The sequence below is a fragment of the Luteimonas fraxinea genome (genome assembly GCF_021233355.1).
Lineage (GTDB): Bacteria > Pseudomonadota > Gammaproteobacteria > Xanthomonadales > Xanthomonadaceae > Luteimonas > Luteimonas fraxinea.
This window is the reverse complement of sequence record NZ_CP089507.1, coordinates 3756533-3772126: the sequence shown is the minus strand read 5'-3', so window position 1 is coordinate 3772126 and position 15594 is coordinate 3756533. Positions and strand designations below refer to the sequence as shown.

General features: G+C 67.8%; 11 protein-coding genes. 2 read left to right on the top strand and 9 right to left on the bottom strand.

Annotated elements, in window-relative coordinates; genetic code table 11:
* Positions 1–27 precede the first annotated feature (27 nt).
* Entirely contained in the window at positions 28–1986 is a 1959-nt protein-coding gene (locus LU699_RS17200) for a tetratricopeptide repeat-containing diguanylate cyclase (protein WP_232580307.1), read from the top strand.
* A gap of 20 nt (positions 1987–2006) precedes the next feature.
* Here LU699_RS17200 and LU699_RS17195 read toward each other — a convergent pair whose 3' ends face one another.
* The 7 genes from LU699_RS17195 to dapB all read right to left on the bottom strand — a co-directional run bounded on the left by LU699_RS17195 (position 2007) and on the right by dapB (position 11927).
* Positions 2007–3347 (bottom strand): hypothetical protein, encoded by a 1341-nt coding sequence (locus LU699_RS17195; protein WP_232580306.1) that lies wholly within the window; start codon positions 3345–3347, stop codon positions 2007–2009.
* Between the two features lie 120 nt (positions 3348–3467).
* Complete coding sequence (gene recJ, locus LU699_RS17190; protein WP_232135425.1) at positions 3468–5198, bottom strand: single-stranded-DNA-specific exonuclease RecJ; 1731 nt, start codon at positions 5196–5198, stop codon at positions 3468–3470.
* Positions 5195–6148, bottom strand: a complete 954-nt coding sequence (locus LU699_RS17185) for a phosphoglycerate mutase (RefSeq protein WP_232135427.1) — start codon at positions 6146–6148, stop codon at positions 5195–5197. Before LU699_RS17185 ends, recJ begins: the two co-directional genes overlap by 4 nt.
* A 4-nt stretch (positions 6149–6152) precedes the next feature.
* Positions 6153–6617 (bottom strand): transcription elongation factor GreA, encoded by a 465-nt coding sequence (gene greA / locus LU699_RS17180; RefSeq protein WP_465074692.1) that lies wholly within the window; start codon positions 6615–6617, stop codon positions 6153–6155.
* Between the two features lie 25 nt (positions 6618–6642).
* Positions 6643–9912: a carbamoyl-phosphate synthase large subunit gene (gene carB, locus LU699_RS17175; protein ID WP_232149578.1), complete on the bottom strand. Its 3270-nt coding sequence runs from the start codon at positions 9910–9912 to the stop codon at positions 6643–6645.
* Between the two features lies 1 nt (position 9913).
* Positions 9914–11050, bottom strand: coding sequence for a glutamine-hydrolyzing carbamoyl-phosphate synthase small subunit (gene carA, locus LU699_RS17170; RefSeq protein WP_232135432.1), 1137 nt, complete (start codon positions 11048–11050; stop codon positions 9914–9916).
* A 151-nt stretch (positions 11051–11201) separates the two neighbouring features.
* On the bottom strand, positions 11202–11927 hold the full coding sequence (dapB, locus tag LU699_RS17165; RefSeq protein ID WP_232135434.1) for a 4-hydroxy-tetrahydrodipicolinate reductase: 726 nt from the start codon (positions 11925–11927) through the stop codon (positions 11202–11204).
* Positions 11928–12106: 179 nt separating this feature from the next.
* Here dapB and LU699_RS17160 point away from each other — a divergent pair, with 179 nt between their 5' ends.
* Positions 12107–12868, top strand: a complete 762-nt coding sequence (locus tag LU699_RS17160) for a 3-oxoacyl-ACP reductase (protein WP_232135436.1) — start codon at positions 12107–12109, stop codon at positions 12866–12868.
* Positions 12869–13993: 1125 nt separating this feature from the next.
* On the opposite strand, the gene dnaJ is transcribed toward LU699_RS17160, so the two are convergent.
* Both dnaJ and LU699_RS17150 read right to left on the bottom strand, forming a co-directional pair.
* Complete coding sequence (gene dnaJ / locus LU699_RS17155; protein WP_232135438.1) at positions 13994–15130, bottom strand: molecular chaperone DnaJ; 1137 nt, start codon at positions 15128–15130, stop codon at positions 13994–13996.
* A 12-nt stretch (positions 15131–15142) separates the two neighbouring features.
* Positions 15143–15547 carry a four helix bundle protein gene (locus LU699_RS17150; protein WP_232135440.1) on the bottom strand — a complete coding sequence of 135 codons (405 nt, stop codon included), beginning with the start codon at positions 15545–15547 and terminating at the stop codon, positions 15143–15145.
* Between the last annotated feature and the right edge of the window lie 47 nt (positions 15548–15594).

Sequence of the window (15594 nt, the reverse complement as noted above, 5' to 3'; positions counted from 1 at the left end):
GGGGCACTGGCAAGGGGATCGACCGGAATGACGATGCGCGACGCGCGCGGCTGGCTGCTGGCCGGCGCGATGATGATGTTCGGATGCGCGCCTGCAATGGCGGCGGCGCCCAATGCAGAGCCCGGTCACCCGCTGGCGGCGCAGGTCGAGCGTTGCTTCGAACTGCGCGAGAGTCGCCCGGCAGAAGCCATCGCGGTCGCCCACGCTGCGCTGTCGGGTACGGATTTGCCGGCGCCCGAAGAGATCAAGCTGCAGACCTGTCTGGCGCGCGCCTCCGCGCTGACCGGCGATGCGCTGACCGCGATCGATGCGGTGGACCGCGTCGAAGTCCTGCTCGCCGCGTCACCGCAATCGCCCGAGTTCGCGCTGCGTGCGCTGTCCAATGCCGGTGCGGCGCTGCAACTGGCCGGCGATGTGCCGCGCGCACTGGCGCTGTACACGCGCGCGTTCGAAGCCGCCGAAGCCGGCGATTCCGACATCGCCCAGATCAAGATGCTCAACAACGTGGGCAACATCCACAGCGAAGAGCTGGAAGCGTTCGACGACGCGCTCCGGATCTTCGCGCGTGCACAGGCGATCGCCGACAAGGGCGGCCTGTCGGAGCCGATCCTGAGCTACAACCAGGGCCTGAACCATCTGCGCGCCGGACGCGAGGCGGATGCGCGCGATGCATTCGCCGTGGCGCTGCCGCAGGCGGAAGCCATCGCGCTGGGTGTGGTCGAGCAGCGTGCGCGCGCCGAACTGGCCGCGCTCGACGCCACCGGCCTCGAGGCGCTGCCGACGCTGGTGCGCATCGCCGATGCGCAGCGCAGCGACGATCCATCCGGCGCCGCGATCACCCTGATGCGCATGTCGCGTCTGGCGCTCGATGCCGGCCAGGCCGCGCAGGCACTGGCGCATGCGCGCGACGCCGTCGGAATCGCCCGCGCCGGCGCATTCCGCATCGAGTATCGCGATGCGATGCGCGCCGAAGTCGCCGCGCTACGGGCGCTCGGACAGTACGAGGCCGCACTCGACGTGCAGCAGACCCTTCGCGATGTCGAGGTGCGCGCGCTACGCAGCCAGAATCTCGGCACGCTGGCCGGGCTTCAGGCGCGGCTCGAAGACCGCCACAGTGCGAGCGAGCTGGCGCGGTTGCACGAACAGCGCCGCGTCGATGCGCTGACCCAGCAGCACGCACGCAAGCTGCGCAGCGCGGCGATCGCCGGGCTCGGGATCCTCGTCGTGCTGATGCTCGCCTTCGCCTGGTACCAGCGCCGCGTGAACCGTCGCCTGTATCGCCTGAGCTCGGTCGACAGCCTCACCCGGCTGCTCAATCGCGGCGCTGCCACCCATGCCCTGCGCAACATGTCGAATGCCGCGGGCGGCACTGCGCGGCAGGTCGTGTTCCTGCTCGATGTCGACTACTTCAAGCACAGCAACGACCAGCACGGCCACAGCACCGGCGATGCGATCCTCGCCGAGATCGCGGCGCGGCTCGGCACCTGCTGTCGACCGGGCGATCTGGTCGCGCGTTGGGGTGGTGAGGAATTTCTGGTCGCCTGCCCGGCCCTCGATCTGCGCGGCGCCAGCGATGTCGCCGAGCGCCTGCGCACGGTCGTCGCGAACACGCCTTTCGCCTTCGACGGCGGCCAGGCCGTGCTGTCGGTGTCGATCGGATTCGCGTGCTGGCCGACGGCGGCCGCGGCCGGCCTTGCCAGAAAGGAACGTTGGCGCGAGGCGGTGGATCTGGCCGACCGCGCGCTCTATGCATCCAAGCGCGGCGGGCGCGACGCGTGGACGGGACTGTGGTGCGATGGCGACGTGCTGGACGTCAAAGCGGTACTGCGCGATCCGGAAGGCGCGATCGCCGCCGGTGACATCACCGCGGTCAGCAGTCGCACACCGGTCCAGTGGCGCAGCAGCGAGCCGGACAGCGCCGCGCCCGGCTGGCAGCCTCGCGGCACTGCCGCGGACGGCGGACGCGAACCACCGGCGCCGCGCTGAGCGGCACCGGTGGCGAGAGATCAGCGACGCTCGAGCGAGATGCGGTAGTTGCCGCCGGTGTCGCCGTCGATCGACGAGGCTTCGACAACATAGGTACCCGACTCGAGCCGCTGCGCGATGCGCGCGTTGAGCGCACCGCCGCCGTCGTCGTCGGTCGCCACTTCCTGACCGTCGCGGCTCAGACGCAGATAGCTGTCGACATCGTCGGAGTTCATCGCAATTGCGTACTCGCCGGCGCTGCGGATGTTGATCGTCCAGCGATCGGTCATGCCGGGCAGCAACGTGGCGTCGGTCGGACGACCCGCCGCCAGCGTTCCGCCGCCGACATTGTCCGGCGCCTCGCTGGCGGCGAACGCCAGCGTATACAGACCGGCACCGGCCGACGCGGCATCGGCGCGCAGCGTGTACGTGCCCGGCTCCAGCAGCATCGAGATGCGCGAGTTGAGCGCGTCGCCGCCATCGTCGTCGGTCTTCTCCACGCCGTTGCCGGCCAGGTGCATCAATGGATCGATCTCGTCGCTGCGCATGTCGATGCGCACGACGCGGCGCGCAGGCAGCGAGAACGTGTAGGCGTGCGCGGTGCCTTCGTACAGACCGGTCACGGTACTGCCGACGGCCAGTTCGCCACCTTCGCGCAGACCGCCTTCCGGCAGCGGACGCGCGGCGACGCGGATCTGGTACATGCCGTTGATGCGCTCGCTGCCGTAGCCCTCGGCCGTCAGCGTGTAGGTACCCGGCGCGAGGCGTGCGCTGATCCGCGCGTTGCTGCCTTCGCCGCCGTCGTCATTGCTCAGCGCCACGCCCGGACCATCGAGCTTGAGCACCGAATCGAAATCGTCGGACATCATGTCGATCGTGTAGAAGCCGGCCTCGTCGATCCGCAGCGGCAGCTGGCGCTTGGCATCGGTCCAGTCGCTGATCGCCGCGCCCACGCGCAGGGTTTCGCCGTTGTAGGCCTCGATCGCCGACGCCTGCAGCGTGAACGGACCATACGCGCTCGCGTCGGCGCCGCTGACGGCGATCGTGTAACTGCCGGCGCGCTTGGCGCGCACGACCAGCGAGGCGGATTCGTTGTTCGGGTTCGAGCTCGCGACCAGATCGCCGCCATGGAACGCGGTGAGCTTGCCGCGCAATGCGCCTTCGAGCTTGAACGACGCCACCTGGCCTTCGCGCAGGTCGACGCGGTAGAGCTGGCTGCGCGAGCCGTCCTGGTGGTTGAGGCTGGACTGGCTGGTGATCTCGCCCCGGCGCTCGGCGCCCAGGGTCACGGATTCGGCGGCATCACCCGGTGCGGCATGCACGACGAGAGTGGGTGCCAGGGCCAGCGCAACGGCGAGGGCCAGCGTATGGACAGTCTTCAAGAACGTCTCCCTGTACAGAAGTGGGCGGCGTTGCGGGGGCAACGGCCGCGGGCATGCCGCGTGCGCGGCAGCCCATTCTGCACCCGCATTCACGATTCCGCACGCGACGCACCGATGGCGTCAGATGGCGCCGAGCGGCTCGCGATGTTCGACGACCAGTTGCACCGCGTCGCCGCCGCGGTAATCGTCGGGTGCGAGACGGTAGACGATGCGCTCGCGCGCGGACGGCGCGATCTCGCGCCAACCGCCGAAGTGGATCGCCGACAGCGGCTTCGGATGTCCGTCGAGGCGCAGCGTCAGCTTCAAATGGCGGGTGCCGACCACGCGCCAGTCGACGACCGCGAACTCGCCGTCGAACTGCGGTTCGGGAAATCCCTGCCCCCACGGCCCGGCATCACGCAGATGCGCGGCATGGACGATGTCGAATTCCTCACCGCGCAAGGCGCCGTCGGTGAGGATCTCGGCGCGCAGCAAGGCGGGATCGAGCATCTGTTCGACCGTCGCGCGGAAGGCTTCGGTGAACGCGTCCAGGTGATCGCGCTGCAGCGTGAGTCCTGCCGCCATCGCGTGACCGCCGAAGCGTTCGATCAAGCCGGGATACGCCACGTCGACCGCCGCGAGCACGTCGCGGATGTGCAGGCCCGGGATCGAACGTGCCGAACCGCGCAGCTGGTCGCTGTCGGGCTCGGCAGGCGCGAACGCGATCACCGGACGGTGCAGCGCATCCTTCATCTTCGATGCGACCAGACCGACGACGCCCGGATGCCACTCGGCATCGAACAGGCACACACCGGCGCTGGCCGGATCGACCGGCGGCTGTCCGGCGACCGCGGCCTCGGCGTCGTCGAGCATCGACTGCTGCACCGCGCGGCGTTCGGCATTGATCTGGTGCAGCGTGTCGGCGAGATCGCGCGCATGCACGCCGTCGTCGCTGAGCAGACATTCGATGCCGATGGCCATGTCTTCGAGCCGGCCGGCGGCATTGATTCTCGGGCCGACCGCAAAGCCGATGTCGGCCGCGGTCAGGCGCGCGGCATCGCGGCCGGCGATCTCGATCAGCGCATTGAGCCCGGCGCAGCCACGACGCGCGCGCAGGCGGCGCAGGCCCGCGGACACGAGCGCGCGGTTGTTCGCGTCCAGCGGCACCAGATCGGCAACAGTGCCGACCGCGACGAGATCGAGCAGGCTGCCCAGATCCGCATCCGCGGCGCGCGCATCGCCCTGCCCGCGCAGCCGCGCGCGCAGCGCCATCAGCACGTAGAAGATCACGCCGACGCCGGCCAGCACCTTGCTCGGGAAGGTATCGCCCGGCAGGTTCGGATTGACGATCGCATCGGCCGGCGGCAGCCCGGCGCCGGGCAGATGGTGGTCGGTCACCAGCACGCGCCAGCCCAAGGCTTTCGCGGCGCGGATGCCGGCATGGCAGGCGATGCCGTGATCGACGGTGACCAGCAGCGACGGCGCCAGTGGCGCCAGCGATTCGACCAGCGCCGGTGACAGGCCGTAGCCGTGGGTGATGCGGTTGGGCACCGCATGCACGATGTCCTGCGCGCCGAGCATGCGCAGCCCACGCACCGCGACCGCGCACGCCGTGGCGCCGTCGCAGTCGAAGTCGCCGACGACGAGAATGCGTTCGCCTTTGCTGATGGCATCGGCGAGTAATTCTGTCGCAGCGTCGATGTTCGACAGCGCATCGGGCGGCAGCAGACCGGCGAGTTTCGGCTGCGCGGCGTCGAGGTCATGCGCGCCGCGCGCCGCATAGATGCGCCGCAGCAGCGACGGCACGGTCGACGGCCAGCCGTCGCCCACTGCGGCCTCGCGTCGGCGGATCGTCGGCGCCTGCGCGCTCAAGACGCCGCCGCCGACACCGCGATGCGCGGACGACGCCAGACGCGCAGACGATGCCAGCGGCGCAGGGTTAGCACATGGCCGTCTTCGTCATCGATCGTCAGCGTGCGCAACTGGCCGCGCGCCAGTGCGGCGATTGCAGGCTGCAGCCAATCCGTCTGCAGGCGGCGCAGATCACGTTCGCCGACCAGATCGAACAGCGCCGCGTCACGCGGCTCCGGAAACGCCCGCGGCAGGGACGCGACCGTGGTCGCGCTCGCGGCGAGTGCGTGCAGCGTGGGATCGTCGGTGTGAACCGGCGCATGCGCGCTGCGCGTGTGCACGCGCGCATCGGGCAACGGCCCGCCTCCCCAGAACCACAAGGCATTGACCGGCGTCCTGCCGGCCGCGACGCGGCGCGCGTTCCAGGGATGGTTGTGCAGGATGATCTGCGCCTCGGTCGCGAGCGCGCGCCAGCGACGCGCCGCGGCGCTGTCGTCGTCGTGATCGGCGAGATCGGTGCCCAGCGCTTCGGACGGATCCAGGAACTCCGGCAAGGGACTCGCGCGCGGCACACGCAGATACCACCGGGCCGGATCGGGTGCGTCGAGCGCGAAGCCAGCATCGCCGAATACCGGCTGCAGCGCCGGCAACAATGCATTGCAGTCTTCGCGGGTCAGGCCCAGCGTGTCGCCATGCGCCATCAGGCGCACGCCGTTGATGTCGGGTCGCAGCCACGCGGGATCGGCGCGCAGCCAGGCGCTGTCGGATGTGTCGGCATCGCCGACATCGACCTGTCGCGACAGGGCCGCGAGCGGCCAGGTGCCGCCCGGCAGTTCGATGTGCCGGGCCAGCTGCGCACGTCGGCCGGACGCCAGCGACGCGACGTCCGCACGTCCGAGCGCGCGCGACACGTCGTGCTGCCAGCGCTGCGCACCGAAGCGTGCGGCCGCGGGCAACAGGAACGTCGTCATCGGCTCAGCCGAGATACTCGACGCTGATGATGTCGTACTCGCGCGAGCCGCCGGGCGCATCGATGCTGACGCTGTCGCCCTCGTGCTTGCCGATCATCGCGCGGGCGACCGGCGAGGAAATCGCGATCAGACCCTTCTTGATGTCCGCTTCGAGGTCGCCGACGATCTGATAACGCTTCTCTTCATCGGTCTCGGTGTCGGCGATGACCACCGTCGCGCCGAACACCACCTTGTCGCCGGCATTGAGCTTGGCGACGTCGATCAGGTCGGCATGCGACAGCTCGCCTTCGAGCTGCTTGATGCGACCTTCGATGAAGCTCTGCTGCTCGCGCGCGGCGTGGTACTCGGCGTTCTCCTTGAGATCGCCGTGGGCACGCGCTTCGGAGATCGCCTCGATCACCGCCGGACGCTTGACCGACTTCAGTTCTTCCAGCTCTTCGCGCAGGCGCTGGGCGCCGCGCAGGGTCATGGGTGCGCGCATGGGCGTGCCTCCGTCAGTTCGTTGAAGTGGCTGCCGCGCTGCCCTTGAGCCGCGCGTGCAGTTCCTGCAGCGCCCAGACCGGGCCGCTGCCGCGGAATTCCAGAGAATGCAGCAGGGCCTTGGCGCCGGCAACGGTGGTCGAATACGTCACCCGGTGCTGCAGGGCCTCGCGACGGATCGAGAACGAGTCGGAGATCGCCTGCTTGCCCTCCGTCGTATTGACGATGTACGCGATCTCGCCGTTCTTGATCAGGTCGACGATGTGCGGACGGCCTTCGACGACCTTGTTGATCTGCTCGCATTCGATGTCGTGCTCGCGCAGCCACTTGGCGGTGCCAGCGGTGGAGACGATCGTGTAGCCACGCGCGATGATGTCGCGGGCGACCGGCAGCACGCGCTTCTTGTCGGGATCGCGCACGGACACGAACACCTTGCCGCTGGTCGGCGGGGTCTTGATGCTCGCCGCTTCCTGCGCGCGTGCGAACGCCGCGCCGAAGCTCTCGCCCACGCCCATGACCTCACCGGTGGAGCGCATCTCCGGGCCGAGAATCGGATCCACGCCCTGGAACTTCGCGAACGGGAAGATCGCTTCCTTGACCGAGAAGTACTCCGGCACGATCTCGGTCGTCGCGCCCTGCTCGGCCAGCGTCTTGCCGGCCATGCAACGCGCAGCGATCTTGGCGAGCGGAATGCCGATCGCCTTGGACACGAACGGCACCGTGCGCGAGGCGCGCGGATTCACTTCCAGCAGGAAGATCGTATCGACGCCGTCGTCGTCGGTCTGCACCGCGAACTGGGTGTTCATCAGGCCGATGACCTTGAGCTTGCGCGCCAGCGCGACGACCTGCTCGCGCAGGCGCGCCTGCACGTCCGCCGACAGCGAGTACGGCGGCAGCGAGCACGAGGAATCGCCCGAATGCACGCCGGCTTCCTCGATGTGTTCCATGACGCCGCCGATCAGCACGTTGCCATCCTTGTCGGCGATGACGTCGATGTCGACCTCGACCGCGTTGTCGAGGAAGCGGTCGAGCAGCACCGGTGAATCGTTCGACACCTTGACCGCGTCGCGCATGTAGCGCGCGAGATCGCTGTCGGCATGCACCACTTCCATCGCGCGACCACCGAGCACGTAGCTCGGGCGCACGACCAGCGGATAGCCGATCTCGCGCGCCAGCACCAGCGCTTCCTCGGGGTTGCGCGCGGTGCGGTTCGGCGGCTGCTTGAGGCCCAGTTCGTCGACCAGCTTCTGGAAACGCTCGCGGTCTTCGGCCAGATCGATCGAGTCAGGCGACGTGCCGATGATCGGCACGCCGTTGGCTTCGAGCGCACGCGCGAGCTTGAGCGGGGTCTGGCCGCCGTACTGCACGATCACGCCCTTGGGCTTCTCGACCTCGACGATCTCCAGCACGTCTTCGAGCGTCAGCGGTTCGAAGTACAGGCGGTCGGAGGTGTCGTAGTCGGTCGACACGGTTTCCGGGTTGCAGTTGACCATGATGGTCTCGTACCCGTCGTCGCGCAGCGCCAGCGCGGCATGCACGCAGCAGTAGTCGAACTCGATGCCCTGGCCGATGCGGTTGGGACCGCCGCCGAGAATCATGATCTTGTCTCGGCTGGTCGGCTGCGCCTCGCACTCGTCCTCGTAGGTCGAGTACAAGTACGCGGTATCGGTGGCGAACTCTGCCGCGCTGGAGTCGACGCGCTTGTAGACCGGGCGCACGCCGAACGCGCGGCGCAACGCACGGATCGCCTGCTCATCGGTGCCCAGCAGCTGCGACAGACGCGCATCGGAGAAGCCCATGCGCTTGAGCGCACGCACGCGCGCTTTGTCGAGCGCATCGATGCCGGCAGCGGCGACTTCGGCTTCGGTCGTGATCAGCTCTTCGATCTGGTCGAGGAACCAGTGATCGACGTAGGACAGCGCGTAGACGTCTTCTACCGACAGGCCGGCACGGAACGCATCGGCCAGATAGAACAGACGCTCGGGGCCCGGCTCGCGCACTTCGCGGCGCAGCGTCGCCATGTCGTCTTCGTCGGTCAGATCCAGACCGGTGGGGTCGAAGCCGACCTTGCCCGTTTCCAGGCCGCGCAGCGCCTTCTGCATCGATTCCTGGAAGGTGCGGCCCATCGCCATGACTTCGCCGACCGACTTCATCTGCGTGGTCAGGCGCGCATCGGCCTGCGGGAACTTTTCGAACGCGAAGCGCGGAATCTTGGTGACCACGTAATCGATCGACGGCTCGAACGAGGCCGGGGTCTTGCCACCAGTGATCTCGTTCTTGAGTTCGTCGAGCGTGTAGCCGACAGCGAGCTTGGCCGCGACCTTGGCGATCGGGAAGCCGGTCGCCTTCGACGCCAGCGCGGACGAACGCGATACGCGCGGATTCATCTCGATGACGACCACGCGGCCGTCCTTCGGGTTGATGCCGAACTGCACGTTCGAGCCGCCGGTGTCGACGCCGATCTTGCGCAGCACCGCGACCGACGCATTGCGCAGGCGCTGGTATTCCTTGTCGGTCAACGTCTGCGCCGGCGCGACGGTGATCGAGTCACCGGTGTGCACGCCCATCGGATCGAGGTTCTCGATCGAGCAGACGATGATGCAGTTGTCCGCGGTATCGCGGACCACCTCCATCTCGAATTCCTTCCAGCCCAGCACCGATTCCTCGACCAGCACTTCGGTCGTCGGCGACAGCTCGAGGCCGCGGGTCACGATGTCGACCAGTTCCTCGCGGTTGTAGGCGATGCCGCCGCCCGAACCGCCGAGGGTGAAGCTCGGACGGATGATCGTCGGGTAGCCGACGCGCGTCTGGATGTCGATCGCTTCCTCGAGCGTGTGCGCCACTTCGGCGCGCGGGCATTCGAGATCGATCTCCCCCATCGCCACGCGGAACAGCTCGCGGTCTTCGGCCATGCGGATCGCTTCGCGCTTGGCGCCGATCAGCTCGACGCCGTACTTCTCGAGCACGCCGTGGTCGGCGAGATCGAGTGCGCAGTTGAGCGCGGTCTGGCCGCCCATCGTGGGCAGCAGCGCGTCGGGCTTTTCCTTGGCGATGATCTTCTCGACCGTCTGCCAGTTGATCGGCTCGATGTAGACCGCGTCGGCCATTTCCGGGTCGGTCATGATCGTCGCGGGATTGCTGTTGACCAGCACCACGCGATAACCCTCGTCGCGCAACGCCTTGCACGCCTGCGCGCCGGAGTAATCGAACTCGCAGGCCTGGCCGATGACGATCGGGCCGGCGCCGATGATGAGGATGGTCTGGATATCAGTGCGCTTTGGCATGTCAGCGGCTCTCGGCGTTCTTGTTGTGCATCGACGCGACGAACCGATCGAACAGCGGCGCGACATCGTGGGGACCGGGCGAAGCTTCCGGGTGACCCTGGAAGCTGAAAGCAGGCGCATCGGTGAGCTCGATGCCCTGGTTGGTGCCGTCGAACAGCGAACGATGCGTCACGCGCACATTGGCCGGCAGCGAGGCCTCGTCGACGGCGAAGCCGTGGTTCTGCGAGGTGATCATCACCTTGCCGGACTCCAGATCCTGCACCGGGTGGTTCGCACCGTGATGCCCGTGCGGCATCTTCAGCGTCTTCGCGCCGGCAGCGAGCGCCAGCAGCTGGTGGCCGAGGCAGATGCCGAAGGTCGGCACTTTGGCGTCGATGAAACTGCGGATCGCGTCGATCGCGTAATCGCAGGGTTCCGGGTCGCCGGGGCCGTTCGACAGGAACACGCCGTCGGGCTTTAGCGCCAGCACATCGGCGGCGGGCGTCTGCGCCGGCACCACCGTCAGCTCGCAGCCGCGCTCGGCCAGCATGCGCAGGATGTTCGTCTTCACGCCGTAGTCGTAGGCCACGACCTTGAACTTCGCAGGCGCGGTGACGAAGGCGTTGCTGTCGAGATCGAGCTGGCCATCGGTCCAGCCGTAGCGCTCGGTGGTGCTGACGACCTTCGCCAGATCCATGCCCTTGAGGCCGGGAAACTTGCGCGCGGCTTCGAGCGCCTGCTCGACATTCACGTCGCCGGCCATCACCGCACCGTTCATCGAACCGCGGTCGCGCAGCAGGCGCGTCAGCTTGCGGGTGTCGATTTCGGAGATGGCGACGATGCCGCGCGCGCGCAGCCACTCGGGCAACGACACCTGGCTGCGCCAGCTGCTCGGACGGCGCGGCACGTTGCGCACGATGAGGCCCGACGCCCAGACCTGCGACGCTTCGTCGTCCTGGTCGGTGCAGCCGGTGTTGCCGATATGCGGATAGGTCAGCGTCACCAGCTGGCGCGCGTACGAGGGATCGCTCAGCACTTCCTGATAGCCGGTCATCGCGGTGTTGAACACCACTTCGCCGACGGAAAGCCCGGGGGCGCCCACGGAAACGCCCTCGAATACGGTGCCGTCTTCAAGGACGAGAATTGCGGAATCTGTCACGAGGTCTTCGCCTACGTCAGGTTGCAGGAAACCGCCAGAGCGGTGGAAACCGGTCCGGAGGTTTGGGGTTCAGGCGAGCGAGAATTGTACCGATGCGCCCCGCCTCGCGCCAGCGATGTGACGGATGCGTTCAGCGATACAGGCGCGCGAATCAGCCGGCGGCGTCGCCCAGCAGGTCCGCGATGGCGTAACGGCGCGGCGGACGGCCGGCCAGACGCGCCGCCACGTGCAACGCGCCACTGGCGAAAATGTCGCGGTTCGTTGCCCGGTGCACCAGCTCGATGCGCTCGCCCTGGCTGGTGAACTGCACCAGATGCTCGCCGACGATGTCACCCGCGCGGATCGACGCGTAATGCGGCGTCGCGCCCTGCCCGGCCGCGGCTTCGCCCAGCGTCAGCGCGGTACCGGACGGCGCATCGAGCTTGCGCGTGTGGTGCGATTCGACGATGTCGCAGTCCCAGCCCGGCAGTACCGCCGCGGCGCGCGCGACCAGATCCTGCAGCACGGCGACGCCAAGACTGAAATTCGATGCCCAGAGCACCGGAATCGTCGCGGCCGCGCCATCCAGCGCCGCACGCTGCGCGTCGTCGAGGCCGGTCGTGCCCGACACCAGCGCCGCGCCGCGCTTGAGGCATAGCGCGAGCAGCGGATCGAAACCGCCAGGCAGGCTGAAATCGATGGCGACGTCGAAGGTCGGCGCGCCGCCGAGCTCGGACGCACCGAAATACGGCACACCATCGATGACCCGCTGCTTCGGTGCGCGGCCCGACACCGCCGCGACGATGTCGAGATCCTCGCGCCCCGCCGCGAGTCGCAACAGCGCCTGGCCCATGCGGCCCGACGCGCCGTGCACGAGAATCCGCGGTCGCGTGCTCATGCCTGCGGCTCCATGGAACGAACGCGTTGCGGGACGATGGACGAGGCGGACTGCGGGCGAAGGATGCTCATGCCCGCATTCTAGCGGCGCGTCCGTCGACAGGAAGCGGTCCCGCGCAAGACTTCTGCCGTCCGCGCAGGCCGGCGTTACGCTGGCAGGCCCCTTGCCGCGAGCCCGTCATGCAGCTGTCCGAACAGATCGTCCTCGTCACCGGCGCCGGTCGCGGCCTCGGGCGCGAGATCGCCCTCGCCTTCGCCCGCGAAGGTGCCCGCGTCGTCGTCAACTACCGACGCAGCCGCGAGGCTGCGGAAGCGCTCACTGCGCAGATCGGGACGCACGCGGTCGCGCTGCAGGCCGACGTCACCGACCGCGCCCAGGTCGATGCGCTGTATGCACAGACGCGCGCGCATTTCGGCACCGACATCACCACCGTCGTCAACAATGCGCTGGTCGATTTCGCATTCGATGGCGATGCGCGCGCGAAAGCCGACACGATCGACTGGCCTGCATTCGCCACGCAGTTCGAAGGCAGCGTGCGCGGCGCTTTGCACACCGTGCAGGCCGCACTGCCAGGCATGCGCGCCCAAGGGTTCGGCCGCGTCATCAACATCGGCACCAACCTGTTCCAGAACCCGGTGGTGGCGTATCACGACTACACGGCCGCGAAGGCTGCGCTGCTCTCGTTGACCCGCACGCTCGCCGGCGATCTCGGCCCGGACGGCATCACCGTCAACATGCTGTCCGGTGGCCTGCTGCGCACCACCGACGCCAGCGCCGCGACACCCGAGCAGGTTTTCGACTACATCGCTGCGAACACGCCGCTGCGCAGCGTGACCACACCGACCGAGTTCGCCGATGCGGTGCTGTTCTTCGCCTCGCCCTGGTCGCGCGCGGTGACCGGACAGAACCTCGTCGTTGACGGCGGGCTCGTACGCGACTGAGTGTTCCATCCGCGCCGAGCTCGAACCCGATCCCGGCGCGCGCCTGATGCGCATGCGGATCGCGCTGCGCGGGTCAAGCGGCATCTCGAAGTAACTTCGCAGCGCTGGTCAATAAACGACCAGCGCTGCGCGCACCGCGTCGCAGGCGGCATCGCATCGCTTACCCACAGACTTGTCATCGAATCATCCACAACCACTGTGGATGACCGGCGGGCTAGCCGGTCGTCGCGGACCGGTCAAGCGCGACCAAGCATCGCGTGCGCCCGGACCATGCAGGTGATCCGATCCCGCGCTCCGCGATGACGAAGCGCGTGCGCAGGTCAAGCGCTGTGTTTGCGCACATGCCGGCAAGTGGCGAACAAATCACCACCCGTTTCGAGGGCCGTCGCAGCGCGGCGCGTAGTGCTTATCCACAACTTCGTCGTCAGGCGATCCACATGCGCTGTGGAAAACAACGTCGCTACGCGACGGATGCACGCGGGTCAATCACTTCAACGGGCCTGCACGCAGCGGCGATTCGCGACCGCCATCGATGTCGCCCGACCCGATTCCAGCGAGCCGTTCCGCCCATGCGCAATGCGCTGGAATCGGTCAGCCAACCGGCAGCGTGCCGACCACACGCGACTGCACCACCGCGTGCGCAGGTCAAGCACGCAAACAGGCCCTCATTGCGCGCTTGACCAGAAAATCACCACCATTTCCGCGCCCGGATACGGCGCCGTTCCACACGCTTATCCACACCTTGACCCACAGTCCATCCACACCGCATGTGGACAGCGCGCCGGCTAGGCGCATACGGGGCCGGCGTCAAGCGTTTTCGGGCGGTACTGCGCCGCGAAGCCCGCCACGGCGGGGATCGTGCAGATCGGCCACCGCGCCCGGCCCGTGTGCGCGGCGTCACAGTGGCGACGCAATGACCAGCGTGCCGACGCCCAATGCAAACGCGCACTTGGACTGCTTATCCACAGCTTTGTCGACAGTTGATCCACACCTTCTGTGGATCACCGCAACCAGTCACGAGTCGTGGCCGACAGCGGCTTGCGCCCGCAAAAAACCACGCTTGGACCCCGCAAACGACGACGCCCGGCACTGGGACGGGCGTGTCGGTGGAACGGTCCCAAAAACTCAGGACGTCATGCGGTCCCAGAAGCCCTTCACCCCGTCGATGAACGTGCTGGACTTCGGCGAATGCCGGTGTGCGTTCTCACCGGTGAAGGTGGTCTCGAACTGTGCGAGCAGCTCACGCTGCTCCTTGGTCAGATTGACCGGCGTCTCGACGACGACCTTGCAGTACAGATCGCCGGGGCTGCGGCTGCGCACCGACTTGACGCCCTTGTCGCGCAGGCGGAACACCTTGCCGGTCTGCGTTTCGGCCGGCACGCGGATTTCCGCTTCGCCGCCGAGCGTGGGCACGCGCACGATGTCGCCCAGCGCAGCCTGCGAGATCCGCACCGGCACTTCGCAATGCAGATCGTCGCCATCGCGCTGGAATATCGAGTGCGGACGTACGCGGACTTCGACATACAGATCGCCCGGGGGTGAACCCGACGGACCGGCTTCGCCTTCGCCAGCAAGACGGATGCGATCGCCGGTGTCGACGCCCGCAGGCACCTTCACCGACAGCACCTTCTCTTCCTCGACGCGACCGGCGCCGTGGCAGGTCTTGCACGGGTTGGCGATGATCTGGCCCTGGCCGCCACAATGCGGACACGCCTGCTGCATCGTGAAGATGCCGCGCTGCATGCGCACCTGGCCGCGGCCGGCGCAGGTCGAACAGGTCTCGCGCTTGCCGTCTTCCGAACCGCTGCCGTCGCAGTCGTCGCAACCGGCGAGCGTCGGCAGTTCGACCCGCTTTTCGACGCCGCCCACCGCGTCTTCGAGGTCGAGCTCCATCACGTAGCCGATGTCGGCACCACGACGCGGCCCCCCGCGGCCACCGCCACCTCCGAAGATGTTGCCGAAGATGTCGCCGAAGATATCGCCCATGTCGGCGCCGCCGCCGAAGCCCGGGCCGGCATTGCCGCCGCCCATGCCGTGCTCGAACGCAGCGTGTCCGTGCTGGTCGTACATGCGCCGCTTGCCGCCGTCCGACAGCACTTCGTAGGCTTCCTTGCACTCCTTGAACGCAGCCTCGGCACTCGCGTCGCCGGGATTGCGGTCAGGGTGGTGCTTCATCGCGCATCGGCGATAGGCCTTCTTCAGTTCGTCTTCGGTCGCGCTGCGGGTGACGCCCAGCACTTCGTAGTAATCGCGTTTGCTCATTGTGTCTTCGGGTCAGTCGGCCGCGTTGCGGCCTGTGAGTCGGCCGCGTTGCGGCCTGTGAGGCGTCAGTGACATACGTCGCGACCGGATGAAGCCAGCCAACAGCGCAAAGACGGTTTCGCATTGTCTCAGCGTTTCAGCCTGAGTACCGAACCCCAGGCGTTCCGAGAGCCTGAGCTGGGTGTCCAACTCCGCCAGCGATCCACGCGCGACATGCAGAAAGTGCAGCAACTCGCGATCGCTCGCACGGGCGCAGCCTTCCGCGATGTTGGACGGTACGCTCACCGCGGCACGCCGCAACTGCGATACCAGGCCAAAACGCTCGTCGTTGGGAAATGAAGCTGTCGCGGCGTAGATCTCGGTCGCGAGCACCATCGCCTCCTGCCAAACCTTCAAATCGTGATGCGGTCGTGCCATGTCAGCCTCCCTGCCGACGGCACGACGGGCGCATGGCGCCCGTCGTG

Excerpts from the sequence above, each read along its gene's own strand:
- dnaJ (WP_232135438.1), bottom strand. The coding sequence starts at position 15,130 with ATGAGCAAACGCGATTACTACGAAGTGCTGGGCGTCACCCGCAGCGCG.
- carB (WP_232149578.1), bottom strand. The coding sequence starts at position 9,912 with ATGCCAAAGCGCACTGATATCCAGACCATCCTCATCATCGGCGCCGGC.
- LU699_RS17160 (WP_232135436.1), top strand. The coding sequence starts at position 12,107 with ATGCAGCTGTCCGAACAGATCGTCCTCGTCACCGGCGCCGGTCGCGGC.
- LU699_RS17150 (WP_232135440.1), bottom strand. The coding sequence starts at position 15,547 with ATGGCACGACCGCATCACGATTTGAAGGTTTGGCAGGAGGCGATGGTG.
- LU699_RS17200 (WP_232580307.1), top strand. The coding sequence starts at position 28 with ATGACGATGCGCGACGCGCGCGGCTGGCTGCTGGCCGGCGCGATGATG.
- LU699_RS17185 (WP_232135427.1), bottom strand. The coding sequence starts at position 6,148 with ATGACGACGTTCCTGTTGCCCGCGGCCGCACGCTTCGGTGCGCAGCGC.
- greA (WP_465074692.1), bottom strand. The coding sequence starts at position 6,617 with ATGACCCTGCGCGGCGCCCAGCGCCTGCGCGAAGAGCTGGAAGAACTG.
- dapB (WP_232135434.1), bottom strand. The coding sequence starts at position 11,927 with ATGAGCACGCGACCGCGGATTCTCGTGCACGGCGCGTCGGGCCGCATG.